Consider the following 17,571-nt stretch of genomic DNA (forward strand, 5'->3'; position numbering starts at 1 on the left):
GGCACCGACGAGCTCCGCCAGAACTGGAACGAGGACAAGCGCTGGCTGCCCGAGTGGGACGACGAGCGCCGCGCCCGCGGTTACGCCGGCTGGAAGAAGGCCGTGGCCCGCACGCTCGACTGGGTCGAGATCGACTGACGGGCCCGGGCACCGTGACCGACCTTCGATCGGGGAGAGACACGTGACATCCATAGCCCTGGAACCGGGGTACCGCGACGCGGTTCTGGACGGCCTCGGTGAGACCGAGTTCGACATCCTGGTGATCGGCGGAGGCATCGTCGGCGTCGGCACCGCGCTGGACGCCGTCTCGCGGGGTCTGTCGGTCGCGCTGGTCGAGGCCCGCGACTGGGCCGCCGGCACGTCCAGCCGGTCCAGCAAGCTCATCCACGGCGGCCTGCGCTACCTGGAGCAGCGCGATTTCGGGCTGGTGCGCGAGGCGCTGCGCGAACGCGGCCTGCTGCTCAGCCGCCTCGCGCCGCACCTGGTGCGTCCGGTGCGGTTCCTGTACCCGCTGCGCAACCGCATCTGGGAGCGCGCCTACGTCGGCGCGGGGGTGACCCTGTACGACACGATGGGCGGGGCGCGCATCCTGCCCTGGCACAGGCAGCTGTCCCGGCGGGCCGCCCTGCGCGAGGCCCCGGCGCTGCGGCACGACGCGCTGGTCGGGGCCATCCAGTACTACGACGCCCAAGTGGACGACGCCCGTTTCACCATGATGGTCGCCCGCACCGCCGCCCTGTACGGGGCGCGCGTGGCGACCCGCGCCAAGGTGACCGGGTTCCTCCGCGAGGGCGCGCGCGTCACCGGCGCCACCGTCGTCGACCTGGAGAGCGGACGGGAGATCGCCGTCCGGGCCCGACGGATCGTCAACACCACCGGGGTGTGGACGGACGGCACGCATAAGATGACCGGCGCGCGCGCCGCGTTCACCGTGCAGGCGTCCAAGGGCGTGCACATCGTCGTGCCCCGCGACCGCATCCCCATGGACACGGGGCTGATCACCCGCACCGAGAAGAGCGTGCTGTTCGTCATCCCCTGGGGACGGCACTGGATCGTCGGCACGACCGACACGCCCTGGGAGGAGGGGCCGGACGAGCCCGTCGCCGACCGCGCCGACGTCGACTACCTCCTGGAGCAGGCCAACGCCTGGCTGCGCGTCCCGCTGACGCACGACGACATCGAAGGCGTCTACGCGGGGCTGCGGCCGCTGCTGTCGGGCGACACCGACGACACCACCCGGCTGTCGCGCGAGCACACCGTGGCCGAGCCGGTGCCCGGGCTGGTGGTGGTCGCGGGCGGCAAGTTCACCACGTACCGGGTGATGGCCGAGGACGCGGTGGACGCGGCCGTTCGCGGCCTGGAGGACAACGTGCCCGCCTCCGTCACCGCCCGCCTGCCGATCATGGGCGCGGAGGGCTTCGAGGTGCTCTGGAACGACCGCCGCAGGCTCGCCGCCGAGTCCGGGCTGCACGTGGCGCGCGTCGAGCACCTGCTGCGGCGGTACGGGACCTGCGTGCGCGAGGTCGTGGAGCTGATCGCGGACGACCCGTCGCTGGGCGAGCCGATCCCGGGCGCGGCCGACTACCTCAAGGCCGAGGCGGTCTACGCGGTGTCGCACGAAGGCGCGCTGCACTTGGAGGACGTGCTGTCGCGCCGTACCCGCATCTCGATCGAGGAGTGGGACGGCGGCGAGGCGGCGGCGCGTCCCGTCGCCGAGCTGATCGCGCCGTTGCTCGGGTGGAGCGACGACGACGTGGCGGAGGAGGTGGAGCGCTACGTGCGGCAGATCCGGGCGGAACGCGGCAGCGCGGCGCTCTCCGAGTCGGGAAGCCGCCCGTCCCGCCGGTCGTCGGTGTCGGCCGCCTGACCGGTGCCCGAGGACGCGTCCCCGATCGGCGCCGCATCGGGGACGCCGCGAGTCGTCGGCCCGGCGCTCCGGGCCGACGACTCAGGCGCTGAACGGCTCGCCGTAGCGCTCGTCGAACACGATCTCCTCGACCGGGCGGCGCGACAGCTTCTTGGGGAAGCCGCGTTCCGGGTAGCCGACGGCGATGTGCGCGGCGGTGATGACGCCGTCCGGGATGCCCAGCAGCTCCTTCACCTGGGGCTCGCTGTGGCACAGCAGCGTGGTCATGGCGCTGGCCACGCCCTGGGCGCGCAGCGCGAGGCAGAAGTTCTGCGCGGTCGGGTAGATCGAGCCTCCGCCCACGACGCTGAGCCGGCCGAGGTCGGTGTCGGTGGGGTGCAGCCCGTCCAGCTCGGCGCACAGCACGACGATGGCCGGGACCTCGTGCAGGTGCTCGGCGAAGTGGTCGGCGTCGGCGACGGTCTTGGGCAGCGCCCCCACCGCGATGTCCCCGGCCCCGATGCCGTCCAGGTACGCCTTCCACGGGCCGAGGTACCACTCCTGGAGCCGCCGCTTGCGGTCCTTGTCGCGGACGACGACCCAGCGCACCGGCTGGCGGTTGCCGCCCTGCGGCGCGAACCGGGCCGCCTCGAACGCGGTCAGCAGCACCTCGTCCGGCACGGGGTCGGGCCGGAAGTACCGGCAGGTCCCCGTGGTCTTCATGGCCTCGATGACGTCCATGTCATCCTCCGGTGGCGCGTGGCAAGGGCGGGGTCGTGTTCGGGAGGCGGCGCGAACGTCAGGGCTTGCGGCCCACCGCGCCGTACATCCACACCAGGTCGAGGTCGGCGGTCACCGGGCCGTCGGGCCGCCACAGCGACGTCTGGACGATGCCGGGCTCCAAGATCTCGAAGTCGCCGAACATGGCCTCGATCTCGGCCTTGCGGCGGGGCACGGCCGGGGCCTTGGCCTGGGTGTAGGTCTGGGCCACCCCGTGGACGTGGTCCGGCCGCAGGTCCTGGGTGGGATGCGAGATGACCAGGTGGCTGCCGGGGGCCATGGCGGCGCGAAGCGGACCCACGATCTCCTCGGGGTCCTTGTCGGGCACGAACTGCAGCACCGACACCAGCATCGTCGCCATCGGCTGGTCGAAGTCGATGAGGGCGCGCACGTCGGGATGCGCCAGGATCGCCTCGGGGTCCCGCACGTCCGCCTGCACCACCCGCGTCTCGCCCTCGCTGTGCGACGCCAGGAGCGCGCGGGCGTGCACGAGCACGATCGGGTCGTTGTCGACGTACACCACGCGCGTCTCGGGCGCGATCTCCTGCGCCACTTGGTGGACGTTGCGCTGGGTGGGCAGCCCGGCGCCGAGGTCGAGGAACTGGCGGATGCCGGCGTTCACCAGGAACCGGACGGCGCGTTGGAGGAAGGCGCGGTTCTCTCGGGCGAGCAGGCGCAGTTCCGGGGCGATCGCCAGGGATTTCTCGGCGGCCTCCCGGTCGGCGGCGTAGTTGTCCTTTCCGCCGAGGTAGTAGTCGTACATCCGCGCCGGATGGGCGATATGGGTTTCCAGTTCGGCCGGTGTCGGCTGATCACCCATCCCATGCCCTTCTCTGCGCCGCGTCGTCGCGGTTGTCTGCGGACGAGAAGATCATATGACCGATTCCGGCCGTGAGGCGGGGAAACGTTGCCTTGCGCAGATGACGCTTCGTCCGACGCCCGCTTCGTCCGGCGCCCGATTCGTCCGGCGCCGACGAGGCGGCCTCGCGCCGCGCGCCTCGCCCAGGCCCGGGCCGCGGGGCGGGGACGCGCGGTGCGAAGGCGCGGTCAGCGCAGCGTCACGGTGAAGCGTTTCGCGGTTCCGTAATTGCCGGCCGCGTCGATCGACCGGTACTCGATGGTGTGCCTGCCGCGCGGCAGCTTCCCATAGACCAGGTGGTCGATGACGGTGCCGTCAGGAGTGAACAGGAACGGCGCATTCGAGTCGGTCGGCCAGCCGTAATAGTGGTACCAGCCGTCTCCGTCGACGCGGAATTCGCTCACGACGTATCCGTTCTGATCGTCCTTAGGGGTGAGTCGAAGCGTGAATCGTTCGTCGAACGTGTAGTGCTCGCCTTTTTGTTCGGCGGGTCGGGAGACCTCGTAGGAGGTGACGGGCGGCGTGGCGTCGACGGTCCACGTGCGCGTCGTGTTCCCGGCGGTGGCGGTGACCCGGTGGGTGCCGGGACGCAGACGGAACCGCTTGAGGTCCAGGTCGCGGTCGGCCTGGACGGGGCGGCCGTCGATCGTCCAGTGGACGCGCACCGGACGCGTCGCCGGGTGCGTGGTCTCGGCGTAGATGACGCTGCGCGCGCCGACCGGAACGTTCGTCGGGGTGGTGTCGGTGAGGCCGTCGGGCGTGGCGTCGGGCGGCGTGGTGAGCGCGGTGTCGACCGTCCAGGTGCGGGTGCGCGTCAGCGAGTCCCGCACCTGCGGGTCGCGGATGAAGGGCGTGGGGTCGGAGACCGTCACCGTCACCGCGTGCCTGCCGGGACGCAGGCGCAGGCGGCGCAGGTCGAGGTCGTGGCCGCCGCGCTGGACCGTCCGGCCGTCCACCGTCCACGTCACCGACAGCGCGTGGCCGACGGGGTGCATCGTCTCCACCCACAGGACGCGGTCGGCGCCCACGGGGCGGTCGGCGGGCGCGGCGTCCTGCAGCAGGCTGACCTTCTGCGAGATGGCCTGCGTCATCCGCTCGCGGCCCACCTGGTCGAAGTAGTAGCCGAGCGACTTCATGATCGAATGCCGGCTGGGGCGCCATACGCCCGTGCTGTGGTACAGCCCGCCCTCGTACCGGCCGATCCTGCCGCCCGCCTCGCTGCGCTCGCCGAGCCAGCGCCACCACTTGGCGCGCCGCTCGCGCATCTGCCGCTCGGTGAGCAGCGTGTGGTGCACGGAGTCGGGCTCCCCGCCGGTGTAGCGGCCGCCCGGCTCGCCCCGCTGGTAGTAGTCGTACTCGTCCTGCAGCCCGCCCAGCGAGTGCCCGAGCTCGTGCGGGCTGATCAGGGCCGACATGGCGTTGCCGCCGGACGCGGTGGCGTACGCGCCGCCCGCCCCGCCGTAGGTGCGGCTGTTGCCCAGCGCCAGGATCTGCCGGTTGGACGGCGTCGTCCCCGCGACCATGTCCGCGTAGCGGGCGGCCGCCGCCTGGTCGAGGGTGAGCAGCCGCTGCGGACCCTGCGCCTGGCACCCGCCCCAGAACGCCATCTTCAGCGGCGTGTTCCTGCGCGGGGACGTCAGGTCCGGGTCGCAGCTCACCCCGGACTCGCCGGAGGCGATCTCCACTCGGTAGACGTTGACGTAGCTGCGGTAAGACTTGAACGGCTCGATGCTCCACAGCACGTTGAGGTGCTTGTCGACGTCGGCGCGGAACGTCGGCATGTCGGCCTCGGTGTAGCCGTCGCCGAGGACGACCAGGTTGAACCGTTCGTCGGGATCACCGGTGACCTGCACGGGGACGACGGTCGCGTCCCCCGGTGCGACGTCCGCCGCCGCGCCCCGCACGGGCAGGGCGGCGGACGTCAGGACGATCGATGACAGGACGAGCGCACGGAGGGGTGTGTTTCGCACGCGACGACACTGTCATCCGATCACTCGCGTCGGCAGGCCCATCTTTTCGGCGGACGGGCCCGCGTCAGGAGCCCGCGACGGCGGACGCGTCGGGGTGTTCCACGTCGCGGCTGCTGAGCAGGAACCGCACCAGCGAGGTCAGCACCTGCTTGGCCGACTCGCGGCTGCGCGCGTCGCACAGGACCACCGGGATGTGCGGCGACAGGTCCAGCGCGTCGCGGATCTCCTCGACGGTGTAGTCGTAGCCGTCGTCGAACCGGTTGACGCCGATGATGAACGGCAGTCCGCGGTGCTCGAAGTAGTCGACCGCCGGGAAGCTGTCGGCCAGCCTCCGGGTGTCGGCCAGCACGACCGCCCCGAGCGCCCCGTGGGACAGCTCGTCCCACATGAACCAGAACCGGTCCTGCCCGGGCGTGCCGAACAGGTAGAGGATCAGGCCGTCGCGGATGGTGATGCGGCCGAAGTCCATGGCGACCGTGGTGGTCGTCTTGCGGTCCACCCCGCTGGTGTCGTCGACGCCGACGCTGCGTTCGGTGAGCAGCTCCTCGGTCTGCAACGGCCGGATCTCGCTGACGGCGCCGACGAACGTGGTCTTGCCGACCCCGAACCCTCCGGCGATGAGGATCTTGACCGCGAGCGGCATGTCGGCGGCGGCGTCTGCTCTGGGGGAGGACCCCCAGGCCCCCCGGGCGTCGCCCGTAGAACTGTTAGAGCGCCTCGAGTCCATGGAGTACTTCCCTGAGCAGTTCCTCTGTGACGGTCTGGTGCTCCTGCTGGGGGCGCCGGACCACGATGAAGCGATGGCTGAGCAGGTCGCCGAGCAGCACCCGCACGACCACCAGCGGCAGCCCGAGCTGGGCGGAGATCTCGGCGACGGAGCGGGGCCGCACGCACAGCTCCAGGATGGACATGTGCTCCGGGCCCAGCCCCGGCGTGGCGTAAGCGGGCGTGGAGACGGTCGCGATGATCGCGATCATCTCGAAGTCCTCGCCCTGGGTGGCGGGCCGCGCTCGCCCGCGCGTCAGCGCATAGGCCCGCACCAGCGGGCCCGCCTCCTCGTCGAGCCACTCCGTACGTTCGTGATCGTCCCGGCCGATCATCGTCCGTCACGACTCCTCACCGGGGCCCGCGGTCTCTGCTCGTCCGCGCCTGGTGCCCCGCTGGATCGCCGACATCATGGCACGGGCCTCCTCGGGAGACCGCTCCGGGCGGACGCGCTCCTGGGCCGCGGGCGGCTCCGGAAGCTGCTGCTCCCCGCGCAGCTGCGGCGCGAGGCTCGCCTGCCGGACCCGCTTGGGCAGCGCCGGCCTGCCGCCCTTGGCGCGCCGCCGCGGCTGCGACTCGGACTGCTCGTCGGCCCGCGTCTCGGGGCGCCGCTGCGGCTCCTGCCGCGGGGGCTCGGGCGGAGGCGCGGACGGCGTCCCCACGCGAGGCAGCGGGCCGGTCAGCGGGTCGGTCAGCGGGTCCGAGTACGACGGCGCCGAGGAGGCCGCCGGAGCCGACGGGGCCGACGAAGGCGGCTCCGCCGGTGCGGACGGGGCGGGGCGCGCGTGCCGCGGTCCCTGCCCGGGGCCGGAACCCTCCCGCGGCGGCTGCGCCTCTCCGCGCATCGGCGGCACCGACGCTCCGGCCGGCAGCCCGGCGGGCGGGGCGCCGTCGAGGTCGCCGGACGAGCCCGCGGTGAGCGCCGCCCGGTCCTGGTGGCCGCGCACCACGCCCGAGGTGACCAGGGCGTCCTCCGCGCGGCGGGTCAGCGCGAGCGGCGCGTCGCCGGCCGGGGCGGCGTCCTGGCCCTCGTGCACGACGATCTCCTCGGGCAGCAGCACGATCGCGGTCATCCCGCCGAAGGGCGAGGTGCGCAGCGTCACCTTGATGCCGTGCCGCTGCGCCAGCCGTCCGACGACGAACAGGCCGAGCTGGGCGCTGTCGGACAGGTCGAACTCCGGCGGGTTGGCCAGCCGCGCGTTGGCCTCGGCCAGCGCCTTGGGCTCCATGCTCAGCCCGCGGTCCTCGATCTCCAGCGAGAACCCGTGCGCCACCGCCTGCCCGGTCACGCTGACCGTGGTGTGCGGCGGGGAGAACATCGTCGCGTTCTCGATCAGCTCCGCCAGCAGGTGGATGAGGTCGGCGACGGCCGCGCCGGCGACCGAGGCGCGCGGCATCGGCGCCACCTGGACCCGGGTGTAGTCCTCCACCTCCGACGCCGCGGCGCGGGCGATGTCGATCACCGAGACGGGGTTGCGCCACCCGCGGCCCGGCGCCTGCCCGGACAGAATGATCAGACCTTCCGCGTGCCGGCGCATGCGGGTGGCCAGGTGGTCGACCCGGAACAGGTCCTCCAGGTCGTCGGGGTCGGAGATGCGGCGCTCCATCGCGTCCAGCAGCTTCAGCTGCCGGTGCAGCAGGCTCTGGCTGCGGCGCGCCAGGTTGACGAACACCTCGCTGATGCCCTGGCGCAGCGCGGCCTCCTCGACCGCGCCCTGGATCGCGGTGCGCCGCGCGGCGTTGAACGCCCGGCCCACCTGGTCGATCTCGGGGGTGCCGAACGACAGCGGCGGCGCCTCGGCGGCCACGTCGACCTTCTCACCGCGGCGCAGCCGGGCGATCACGCCGGGCAGCCGCTCGTCGGCCAGCTCCTGCGCCGCGCGCCGCAGCCGCGCCAGGTCGCCCAGCACCGACCGGGCCACCCAGATCGCCAGCAGCACCGAGGCGACCACCGCGATGAGGCCGAGCGCGCCGGCCAGCGTCACCCGCAGCAGGATCGCGTCGGCGATCGGCTCGGCGCGCCGCTCGGCCTCGGCGGTCATGGTCAGCTCCAGCCCGCGCAGGCGGGTCAGGTTGGAGTTGGCGGTGATCTTCCACAGCACCGGGGCGTCGGGGTCGCCCCGCATGGCGCGGGTCGAGTCGACGTACTGGTCTTCCAGCCGCCGCAGACGGGCGTACTCGGGCGTCGCGGTGATGCGCTGGTAGTAGGCGCGCTCGGACGGCCGCAGCTCCCGCGCGGCCATGTCGTACATCGTCCGCTGCGCACCGACCAGCTTGACGAACTGGGCGTGCTCGGCCCGGGTCATCCGGCCCGCGGCCAGCGCGCCCGCCAGGAGGGCGTCCTCCTGCGCCAGCATCTCGTGTGCGCGGGACAGGGCCACCTGGTTCCGGGCGTCGAGGGCGACGTCCGGGTTGTCCAGCGTGGACAGCGAGGCGCGCAGCGTCGCGATGCGTTCGAGGATCTCGGTGTAGTCGGCGAACGCGCGGGCGCGGTCGAAGCGCAGATTGTCGATGGCGCCGCGACGGGCGGGCAGCCCGTTCAGGCCGTTGATGATTTCTTGGGCCAGGCGGCGCGCCGACGCGGGGGCGTCGGCCTGAGCGTCTTTGTCGCCTGCCAGCCGGCGGAACACCTCGGCCTGCCGGTCGGTGATGAGGCGCACGCCTTCCATGGCGGCACGGTCGGCGGGGGAGCGGCTGCCGAGGAACACCAAGGTGGCCCGGCGTTCGGCCTGCAGCGCGCTGCCGAGGGCGCCCGAGGGGTACTCGAAGTGCTCCTGGACGTTCTCGATCTTGCGGAGGTTCAGGCCCTCGCCAAGCGTGACGCTGGCAGCGAAGGTCCACAGTGCGCCCAGCGAGACCAACGAGACCAGCACCAGCAGGACGACCTTGAAACGGACCGTCCGAAAACGTCCGGCCCCTGGTCTGCGCCGCCGGTGGCCGGTGGACGACGGTTCCGCTCGACGGTCGGATTCACGCACAACGAAGCTCTCGGTTAGGGGACGGCCACTGATCGCAGCAGAGGGTACTACCGCGACACGTGATTTGGGGGCAGAAGTGACGTGAACTATGAATCCGCCGAAAAGCACCCTACGCCGGTGTCGCGGACCCCTACAATCAGCCGATCGTGATCGATGTCAGCCCGCCCCAGGGTCCCCAGGCCAGGCGTCAGACACCCCCCGTGTCCGCGCTCCACCCTCGTGACCAGGCCGGACGTCCGGCGTCGCGGTGGCGACGGGCGCGGGCCAGACGGACTCTCCGGCGGCTGGCGGCCGCCGCCACGGCGGCCGTGATGACCGCCGCCGCCGCGGGCGCGTGCAGCGACTCCTCGGACGGCGACCAGGCCGGCGGGGTGCCGCAGCTGAAGGTGCAGCAGGCCGTCGGCGCCACCGAAGGCAGGCTCAACCTCGTGGTGTGGGCCGGGTACGCGGAGAACGGCTCCAGCGACCCGAAGGTCGACTGGGTCAACCCCTTCACCCGGGCCACCGGCTGCAAGGTCTACGCCAAGGTGGCCGACACCTCCGACGCGATGGTCGCGCTGATGAAGACCGGCCAGTACGACGGGGTGTCGGCGTCGGGCGACGCCAGCCTGCGGCTCATCTACGGCGGCGACGTCGCGCCGGTCAACACCGGGCTGCTCACCAACTGGGACGACATCGCTCCTTACCTGAAGAACCAGCCGTACAACTCGGTCAACGGGCAGATGTACGGGGTGCCGCACGGCTACGGCGCCAACGTGCTGATGTACCGCACCGACAAGTTCGCGCAGCCGCCCACGTCCTGGGGCGTGGTCTGGGAGGACAACTCCCCGGCGGGGACGAACCTCACGGCCTACGACTCGCCCATCTACATCGCCGACGCCGCGCTGTACCTCAAGGCCAAGCGGCCCGACTTGAAGATCACCGACCCGTACGAGCTCAACGAGGAGCAGTTCAACGCGGCGGTCGCGCTGCTGCGCAAGCAGCGCACCAAGGTCAGCAACTACTGGCACAACTACCTGGACCTGGTCCAGTCGTTCCGGGTCGGCGACACCCACGCGGGCACCGCCTGGCAGGTGATCGCCAACCTCGCCCGCGACCAGAAGGTGCCGGTCGCCACCACCATCCCCGTCGAGGGCTCCACCGGCTGGTCGGACACCTGGATGATCTCATCCCGGGCGCAGCATCCGAACTGCATGTACCGGTGGATGAACTGGATCACCACGCCGAAGGTGCAGGCGCAGGTCGCCCAGTGGTTCGGGCAGGCGCCGGCCAACCCCAAGGCGTGCCAGTACACCGGCAGGGAGTTCTGCAACGAGTACCGCGTCGGCGACGCGGACTTCTACCGGAAGATCGCGTTCTGGAAGACCCCGGTCGCCAACTGCGGCGAGGGCCGTACGTGCGTCGACTATACGCGCTGGGCCCAGGCCTGGACCGAGATCAAGGGATAGCGGTCATCCGAAACCCCTGACTTTCTGTCACCAACCCCGTCCCCGACATCGAAGGAGATGTTTCGGCCGTGAAGTTCAGCTATGCGATGCTGCCCGACTACCCGCTGAAGGAGTCCCTCGCCTCCATCAAGCTCGCCGACGAGCTCGGCTTCTACGCCTGTTACGCGGCCGACGAACCCTGGCACAAGGACCTGTGGCTGCTGTTCGCGGCGGCCGCCGCCGAGACCTCGCAGATCCGGCTCGGCCCGTCGGTGTCGGCGGTCACCCTGCGCGAGCCCACCCTCATCGCCCAGGCCGCCGCGACCCTGGACGAGCTGACCGGCGGCCGCGCCGAGGTCGTCCTGGGCAGCGGCAACTTCGGCGTGCTCGCCCAGTACAAGATCGACTGGAAGAAGACCAAGCCGCTCACCCGCGTCAAGGAGGCCGTGCAGGTCGTCCGCACCCTGCTGGACGAGGGCACGATCACCCGCGAGGGCGAGTTCTACTCCTACGAGGGCCTGTTCACCTTCGCCCGCCCCGTGCAGGAGCACCTGCCGGTGAAGATCGGCGCGATGCGCGGGCCCAAGTCGTTCGAGGCGGCCGGCGAGCTGTCCGACGGCGTGCACCACGCGCTCAGCTACTCGCGCGAGGCCTACGAGTACCTGGTCGAGCACTTCCGGATCGGCGCCGAGCGGGCGGGCAAGGACTACTCGTCCCTGGACATCGGCGCCTGGGTGGTGTTCGCGGTCGGCGACGACTCCGAGGCCGCCAAGCAGGCCGCGCGCAGCATGGTCGGCCTGTACGCCTCGGCCATGCCCGCCGAGCAGCTCCAGCGCAACGGCGTCGACCCCGCCGACATGGCCCCGATCATCGAGGCGATCGGCGCGGGCGACCTGGCCAAGGGCATCGAGCTGACCACCCCGGAGATCACCGAGAAGCTGTCCATCGCGGGCACCCCGGAAGAGGTGGTGGAGAAGATCAAGCGGGACATCGAGCCCACCGGTGTCAACCACATGATCTGCGCCATCACCGACTCGTCGCTGGTCAAGTCGTTCACCGGCCGCGAGATCGAGGGCATCGGCGACGTCGACACCCAGCTGCGCCTGATCCACGACAAGGTCATGCCCGCGTTCAAGTGACGCGATGACGACGGGCCGGGGCGTCCCTCGCAACGGGCGCCCCGGCCTTCGCGTGTCTAGCAGTGTCCTCCCTGCACCGACACGAGGACGGTCGCGGCGAGCCCGTGACGAGTCCGCCTCGGCTTCACGTCGCTGCTGTCGACAACGCGGTGCCCGCGCGCGTGGCACGACTCCCGGCATCGGTGTCTCCACCGTCCGAGTAACCGCCCACATCATTCGGCCGGGCTCGCGGCCTGCGACTATGCGGGACGAGACGGCCGATCGGTACGGCCGCACAGGGAGCCGAACGCCCGGCCAGACAGTGGCACCGTGGCCTGCACCCATCGCGAACCGCCGGGGGAAGCCTGCCCCCTCGCCGTCCCGGCCTCGGTATCCGCCCGTGGACACCGGTACAGGAGCCTCTTCACTGCTGCAGGCCGCCTCTGCCCCTACGCCGTCGCGCTCATCCGCATGCTCCGTCCGGAGCGGTCGGCTCGCAGCGACGTACGACAGTGCGGTGTCCGCACCGGGCCATTGGAGGGGCAGCTCGAATTCGCCCGGCGCTGCAAGCTCTGGCGGGCGCGAACCTCTGCCGTTGGCGTTGACCTGCGGGATGGTGCCATCAGAGATCATCACCCCGAGCTGTCGGTCTGTCTCACTGGGCTCGATTCGCCACAAAAATCCCGGTCGTACGTGCTACAGAGCATTGACGTGACTAAAGATCTACGTCAAAGATGAGTGTGACCGAGAGCACACTCGATTGCCTGGAGGCGCCGACATGCCCCTCACCGCGGCGGCGGCCGAACCGGAGACCGACCACGACCCCGCGGAGGCATCGCGGGGCCTTCGCGACGCCCGGGCCGGCGTGCGCCGGCGCCCGACCCTGACGATCGACGCGGGACCGCCCGGATCGCGCCGCGCGTCGACGAGCACGGCGTCCCGATCCCGGGCTCCGGACCTGCGGGCACCGGCTCGCTCCTCCACGGCGCCCAGGAGCCCCTCGAGCAGCAGCGTGTTCTCGCCGACCAACCCATAGACGCGGTAAAAGCCGCCGTCCTGGGGCTTGTGACCTTCGCCCTTCACGGCATCGACTGGGAGAACGAGGTGCGTATCGCTCTGGAGGCACGCTCGCTCTGGACGGACGCGCGTCGCCCATCCCCGCCGCGCCGACAGGGAGGGAGGCCACCCGCCGCTTCGCCGGCCCCCGGGACCTGGGAGACCGAGATCTTCGGCCGGTCGCCGTCTCGGCGGAACCGGACCGTCCGGCGGCCCCGCGCCGCCGGAGCCGACGGTGCGCCGCACGGCTGCGGGACCGACCGCACCACCGCCCTCGACCGGAAGCGGGTGTGAATCCATGGCCACGAGCGCCGACGACACCGAACGGACGCTCCCGCGCCGGCGGCGCGTCGGCGCGTCCGCCGGTCCACGCGTCGCACCGGACGGCCGGCCGCCGGACGGCGACGGACGGGCCGCGCGACGGGGCACCCCACCGCCGGCCGAGGACGGCACGCCGCACATGCGGCCGCTGATGCGCGCCGATGACAGGCCCGGCGAGACCGCCCGTCGGGCCGCGCCGCCCCGCTCCGGCATCACCGGCCGCCCGTTCGCCTACGAGCACGTCCCCCTCCACTGACCGAGCGGACGCTGGAGCCGACCATGCCCGAGCCCTTGCTTCACCCCAACGCCGGCCCCGCCTCGTTCAACGCCTGCCGCTATCTGGTCGACCGCCAGGTCGAACTCGGCCACGGCGACCGGATCGCGGTCGCCGGACCGGGCGGCACCCTCACCTACGCCGAGCTCGCCGCGCTCGTGGAACGCGCCGCGGCCGGGCTGCGCGCCGCCGGGATCCGCCCCGAAGAGCGGCTGATGCTGTTCGCCGCCGACGGCCCCGAACTGCTGGTCGCGCTGCTGGCCGGGATGCGGATCGGCGCGGTCCCCGTGCCGGTGTCCACCATGTACAACGGGACCGAGCTGGCCGCCCTGCTGCGCGACTCGCGCGCCCGCACGCTGCTGGTGTCACCGCAGTTCACCGACGCCGCGGCCGAGGCGCTGCGCGCGGCCCCGGAGGTGACGTCCGCGGTGCTGGCGGGCGGCGCGCAGCTCGACGTCCCGCCGGGCGTGCGCCCCATCTCCTGGGACGAGCTGCTCGCCGACGGCGAAGGCCACGACACCGCGCCGTACGACACCTGGGACGAGTCCCCGGCGTTCTGGCTCTACACGTCCGGCACCACGGGCACGCCGAAGGCCGCCATGCACCGGCACGGAAGCGTGCGGCACGTCGCCGAGACCTATGCCGCGCACGTGCTGGGGATCACCCGCGACGACCGCTGCTTCTCCGTCGCCAAGCTCTTCTTCGCCTACGGGCTGGGCAACGCGTGCTTCTTCCCGTTGTCGGTGGGGGCCGCCACCGTCCTCGACCCGGCCCGCCCCACCCCGGCCTCCGTGGCGCAACAGGTGCGCGAACACGAACCCACGCTGTTCTTCGCGGTGCCTACGTTCTACGCGGCCCTGCTCGCCGCAGACCTGCCGCCCGACACGTTCTCCTCGGTGCGGCTGGCGGTGTCGGCGGGGGAGGCGCTTCCCGCCGAGCTGTACCGGCGGTTCACCGAACGGTTCGGCGTGGAGGTCATCGACGGCATCGGCTCCACCGAGGCCCTGCACATCTTCCTGTCCAACCGGCCCGGGCGGGTGCGTCCCGGCACGTCCGGGACGCCCGTGCCCGGCTACGACGTGCGCGTGGTCGACGAGCACGGCGACGACGTGCCGCCCGGCGTGCCCGGCGACCTGCTGGTGCGCGGGGCCTCGATCACCACCGGCTACTGGTGCCGCACCGACACCACCCGCCGTGCCTTCCATGGCGAGTGGCTGCGCACCGGCGACAAGTACGTGGTGGACGACGACGGCTACCACACCTGCCTCGGCCGCTCCGACGACATGATCAAGGCGGGCGGGATCTGGGTGTCGCCCACCGAGGTCGAGCAGGTCCTCGTCGCGCACCCGTCGGTGGTCGAGGCCGTGGTCGTGGGCGTGCCGGACGAGAACGGCCTGGACAAGCCGGTGGCCTGCGTCGTCGCGGCGCCCGGCGCCGCCGTGAGTCCCGACGAGCTCATCGCCCTGTGCCGGGAGCGGCTGGCCGCGTTCAAACGCCCCCGGCACGTCCTGTTCGTCGACGCCATCCCGAAGACCGCCACCGGGAAGCTGCGGCGCTTCGCCGTCCGCGAGACCGTCCGCGAACGCCTCGCCGAGCCCGCCGCCGCGGCGTCCTCACGCGCGTCCTCGGACAGGCCGGTGACCGCCGACAATGACATCGTCGCCACGTGACGAGGAGCCCCCGTAAAGGAGGACGAATGCTGGACGGCCGACTGCTCGTCGACGCGCACGTGCACATCGCGCGGCTGCCCACGGTGCGCCCTGCGTGGCGGCAATGGGCCGAGCAGTTCGGCCGTTCCCATGCCTGGCAGGACCTTTTCGACGACGAAGGCGCGCCCATCCCCGAACGGGTCGACGCGCATTTCGAGGCCGAGGGCGTGGACGCGGCGCTGCTGCTCACCGAGTACAGCCCGAAGGCGACCGGCATCCAGCCGATCGAGGACGTGCTGCCGCTGGTGAAGCACAATCCGCGCCGCTTCCGCGTCGTCGCCAACGTCAACCCGCACCTGCACTACCCGATCGACGCGGAGCTGTCCCGGCAGCTCGACCTCGGCGCGATCGCCCTGAAGCTGCACCCCGTGCACGGCGGATTCAGTCCGTCGGACAACGCCCTCTACCCGGCGTACGCGCTGTGCCGCGAGGCGGGCGTCCCCGTCATCGTCCACTGCGGGACGAGCACGTTCCCCGGCGCGTCCAACAAGTTCGCCGACCCGATCCTGCTGGACGACGTCCTGCGCGACTTCCCCGACCTGACCATCGTCCTCGCGCACGGCGGCCGCGGCTGGTGGTACGACGCGGCCGCGTTCCTGGCCCTGTCCCGCGACAACGTCTGGATCGAGCTGTCCGGCCTGCCGCCGCGCAGGATCCCCGAGTACTACGCCCGCCACGACCTGTCCCGCCTGGCGCGCAAGTTCGTCTTCGGCACCGACTGGCCCGGCATGCCCGGCGTCGCCCACAACGCCCGCGCCGTCGCCGCCCTCGGCTTCGACGACGACACCATCTCCCTCATCCACGGCCGCAACGCCGTCACCGTCTACCCCGCCCTCCGCGATTTGCTGGACTGACCGACCCGCGAGAGACGCAGCGCTCCCGAACTCAGTGCCGTGTTCGAATGCGGCGAGTGCGTCCGGTCGCGGGTCCGCTGGGGCCGTGAGGAAGTGCGTATGCGGTCGCGGTGCGTGTCGCGACGCTCTTGTGGCGCAACCGGATGCGGGCGGATTGCGTCCTATTGCTGCACGTTCATGCAGATGACCGGCGTGAGCCGAATGAATGGAGACGTTCATGGCGGGGTCGAAGTCGAGTGCGAAGACGCAGGAACAGGGCGGCCGGCGGCTCTCGCGGGGCGGCGCCATCGCGCTGGCCGTCGTGCTGGCCGTGGTCGGGCTGCCGCTGGTGAAGGGGCTGCTCGGCAGCTTCGAGCGGACCGGCGGCGGCGAGGTCGCCGTGGTCCGCAACGGCGGGTTCTTCGACGACAACAAGATCCGCCAGGTCGTGGATCCCGCGTCCAGCCGGACCTGGACCGGCTGGTGGTCGAAGATCCACCGGTACCCGGCGCAGCAGCGCTTCTACACCATCACCTCCAAGGCCAGTGACGCCGAGCGGGGCAACGTCGACGTCGTCACCGTCCCCAGCAGCGACGGCGTCAACATGGGCATCGAGGGCGTGCTGTACTTCACGCTGAACCTCGACCACGACGCGCTGCGCAAGTTCGACGACAAGTTCGGCACCCGCAAGTTCCGCGGCCCCGACGGCAAGAGCTACTTCGCCTGGGAGGGCGACGAGGGGTGGTCGGCGTTCCTGCACCAGATCGTCCGACCCGTGATCGAGAACGACCTGCGCACCCAGATCAACAGCTTCCGCTGCGCGGAGCTGGTCTCCTCCTGCGCGCTGGTCCAGAACACGGGGACGACGGCCGGGACGCGGCAGAAGACGGGCGTGCTGCAGGCGCAGAGCAACAACGCCAACATCGCCAAGGTGCAGAACGCCATCAACACCAGCCTGGCCACCGACCTGGAGAACACCCTCGGCGGCAAGTTCCTGACCAACCTGCACTTCAACCTGGTCCGGGTCACGCTGCCCGCCCGCGTGCAGGACGCCGTCGACCGCGCCCAGGCGGCGTTCGCGCAGGTCAGCGAGGCGCAGGCCAAGGTGGCGTCGGCGCGCGCCGAGGCCCAGGCCAACAAGGCCCGGCAGGACGGCTACAACAAGTGCCCGACCTGCGCGAGGATCGAGGAGCTCAAGGCGCTGCCGCAGGGCATCACGGTGTACGCGCCGGGCAACCCCAACGGCGCCCTGTTCGGGTCGCGCCGCTGATCGAGTCACCGGGAGGCGACCGTGCGGTTGCTGCTGATTCTGGCCGCGCTCGCGCTGTTCGCGGTCATCGGGTGGCTGCTCTGGTACGGCGTGACCGGCGGACGGTCCCGGACCGCTGCGCCCGCGCGGTGGGAGACCCACACCGAGTCGGGCGGCGGCGTCACCGTCGTCGTCGTGCGCCGGGTCTCCGGCTCCGGTGACCGGATCACCGAGCTGGGGCGTCAGGTCGTCGCGGAGATCCCCGACGGCGTCCCGGATTGGGAGGCCCGGTACCACGAGGCCATGGCGCAGGCGCGGTCCCGGGTGGCCGCGTTGGAGATCGAGTCGCAGTGACCGGGGCGGGGGACGCGCCCCTCGCGAGCGAC

14 protein-coding genes are annotated in these 17,571 nt (G+C 71.8%); 8 read left to right on the forward strand and 6 right to left on the reverse strand.

Annotated elements, in window-relative coordinates; translation table 11 throughout:
* The first annotated feature begins 181 nt into the window (after positions 1 to 181).
* Entirely contained in the window at positions 182 to 1,867 is a 1,686-nt protein-coding gene (locus tag AR3_RS26250) for a glycerol-3-phosphate dehydrogenase/oxidase (RefSeq protein ID WP_067917896.1), read from the forward strand.
* An 81-nt stretch (positions 1,868 to 1,948) separates the two neighbouring features.
* On the opposite strand, the gene AR3_RS26255 is transcribed toward AR3_RS26250, so the two are convergent.
* The 6 genes from AR3_RS26255 to AR3_RS26280 all read right to left on the reverse strand — a co-directional run bounded on the left by AR3_RS26255 (position 1,949) and on the right by AR3_RS26280 (position 9,093).
* A complete protein-coding gene (locus tag AR3_RS26255) occupies positions 1,949 to 2,587 on the reverse strand; it encodes a nitroreductase family protein (protein ID WP_067917898.1) in 639 nt (212 codons plus the stop codon).
* 58 nt (positions 2,588 to 2,645) lie between these two features.
* Positions 2,646 to 3,446, reverse strand: coding sequence for an SAM-dependent methyltransferase (locus AR3_RS26260; protein WP_067917899.1), 801 nt, complete (start codon positions 3,444 to 3,446; stop codon positions 2,646 to 2,648).
* A gap of 227 nt (positions 3,447 to 3,673) precedes the next feature.
* Positions 3,674 to 5,455 (reverse strand): M64 family metallopeptidase, encoded by a 1,782-nt coding sequence (locus tag AR3_RS26265; RefSeq protein WP_067917901.1) that lies wholly within the window; start codon positions 5,453 to 5,455, stop codon positions 3,674 to 3,676.
* 64 nt (positions 5,456 to 5,519) lie between these two features.
* Positions 5,520 to 6,098 (reverse strand): GTP-binding protein, encoded by a 579-nt coding sequence (locus AR3_RS26270; RefSeq protein ID WP_067917903.1) that lies wholly within the window; start codon positions 6,096 to 6,098, stop codon positions 5,520 to 5,522.
* A 64-nt stretch (positions 6,099 to 6,162) separates the two neighbouring features.
* Positions 6,163 to 6,555 (reverse strand): DUF742 domain-containing protein, encoded by a 393-nt coding sequence (locus tag AR3_RS26275; protein WP_067917906.1) that lies wholly within the window; start codon positions 6,553 to 6,555, stop codon positions 6,163 to 6,165.
* A gap of 6 nt (positions 6,556 to 6,561) precedes the next feature.
* Entirely contained in the window at positions 6,562 to 9,093 is a 2,532-nt protein-coding gene (locus tag AR3_RS26280) for a sensor histidine kinase (RefSeq protein ID WP_067917908.1), read from the reverse strand.
* Between the two features lie 416 nt (positions 9,094 to 9,509).
* Here AR3_RS26280 and AR3_RS26285 point away from each other — a divergent pair, with 416 nt between their 5' ends.
* The 7 genes from AR3_RS26285 (at position 9,510) to AR3_RS26315 (ending at position 17,539) form a co-directional block, all read left to right on the forward strand.
* Positions 9,510 to 10,646 carry an ABC transporter substrate-binding protein gene (locus AR3_RS26285; protein ID WP_083952040.1) on the forward strand — a complete coding sequence of 379 codons (1,137 nt, stop codon included), beginning with the start codon at positions 9,510 to 9,512 and terminating at the stop codon, positions 10,644 to 10,646.
* A gap of 68 nt (positions 10,647 to 10,714) precedes the next feature.
* On the forward strand, positions 10,715 to 11,764 hold the full coding sequence (locus AR3_RS26290) for an LLM class flavin-dependent oxidoreductase (protein WP_067917911.1): 1,050 nt from the start codon (positions 10,715 to 10,717) through the stop codon (positions 11,762 to 11,764).
* A 1,333-nt stretch (positions 11,765 to 13,097) separates the two neighbouring features.
* The gene (locus AR3_RS26295; RefSeq protein WP_067917912.1) at positions 13,098 to 13,376 is read left to right on the forward strand and encodes a hypothetical protein; all 279 of its coding nucleotides are present in this window, start codon (positions 13,098 to 13,100) and stop codon (positions 13,374 to 13,376) included.
* 23 nt (positions 13,377 to 13,399) lie between these two features.
* Positions 13,400 to 15,064, forward strand: coding sequence for a benzoate-CoA ligase family protein (locus AR3_RS26300; protein ID WP_083952038.1), 1,665 nt, complete (start codon positions 13,400 to 13,402; stop codon positions 15,062 to 15,064).
* Between the two features lie 26 nt (positions 15,065 to 15,090).
* Positions 15,091 to 15,957 (forward strand): amidohydrolase family protein, encoded by an 867-nt coding sequence (locus AR3_RS26305; RefSeq protein WP_067917914.1) that lies wholly within the window; start codon positions 15,091 to 15,093, stop codon positions 15,955 to 15,957.
* A gap of 217 nt (positions 15,958 to 16,174) precedes the next feature.
* Complete coding sequence (locus AR3_RS26310; RefSeq protein ID WP_067917920.1) at positions 16,175 to 17,206, forward strand: SPFH domain-containing protein; 1,032 nt, start codon at positions 16,175 to 16,177, stop codon at positions 17,204 to 17,206.
* Positions 17,207 to 17,227: 21 nt separating this feature from the next.
* Positions 17,228 to 17,539 carry a hypothetical protein gene (locus AR3_RS26315; protein ID WP_146150392.1) on the forward strand — a complete coding sequence of 104 codons (312 nt, stop codon included), beginning with the start codon at positions 17,228 to 17,230 and terminating at the stop codon, positions 17,537 to 17,539.
* The last annotated feature ends 32 nt before the right edge of the window (positions 17,540 to 17,571 follow it).

This window comes from Actinomadura rubrobrunea NBRC 15275 (genome assembly GCF_001552235.1).
In the GTDB taxonomy this organism is placed as follows: domain Bacteria; phylum Actinomycetota; class Actinomycetes; order Streptosporangiales; family Streptosporangiaceae; genus Spirillospora; species Spirillospora viridilutea.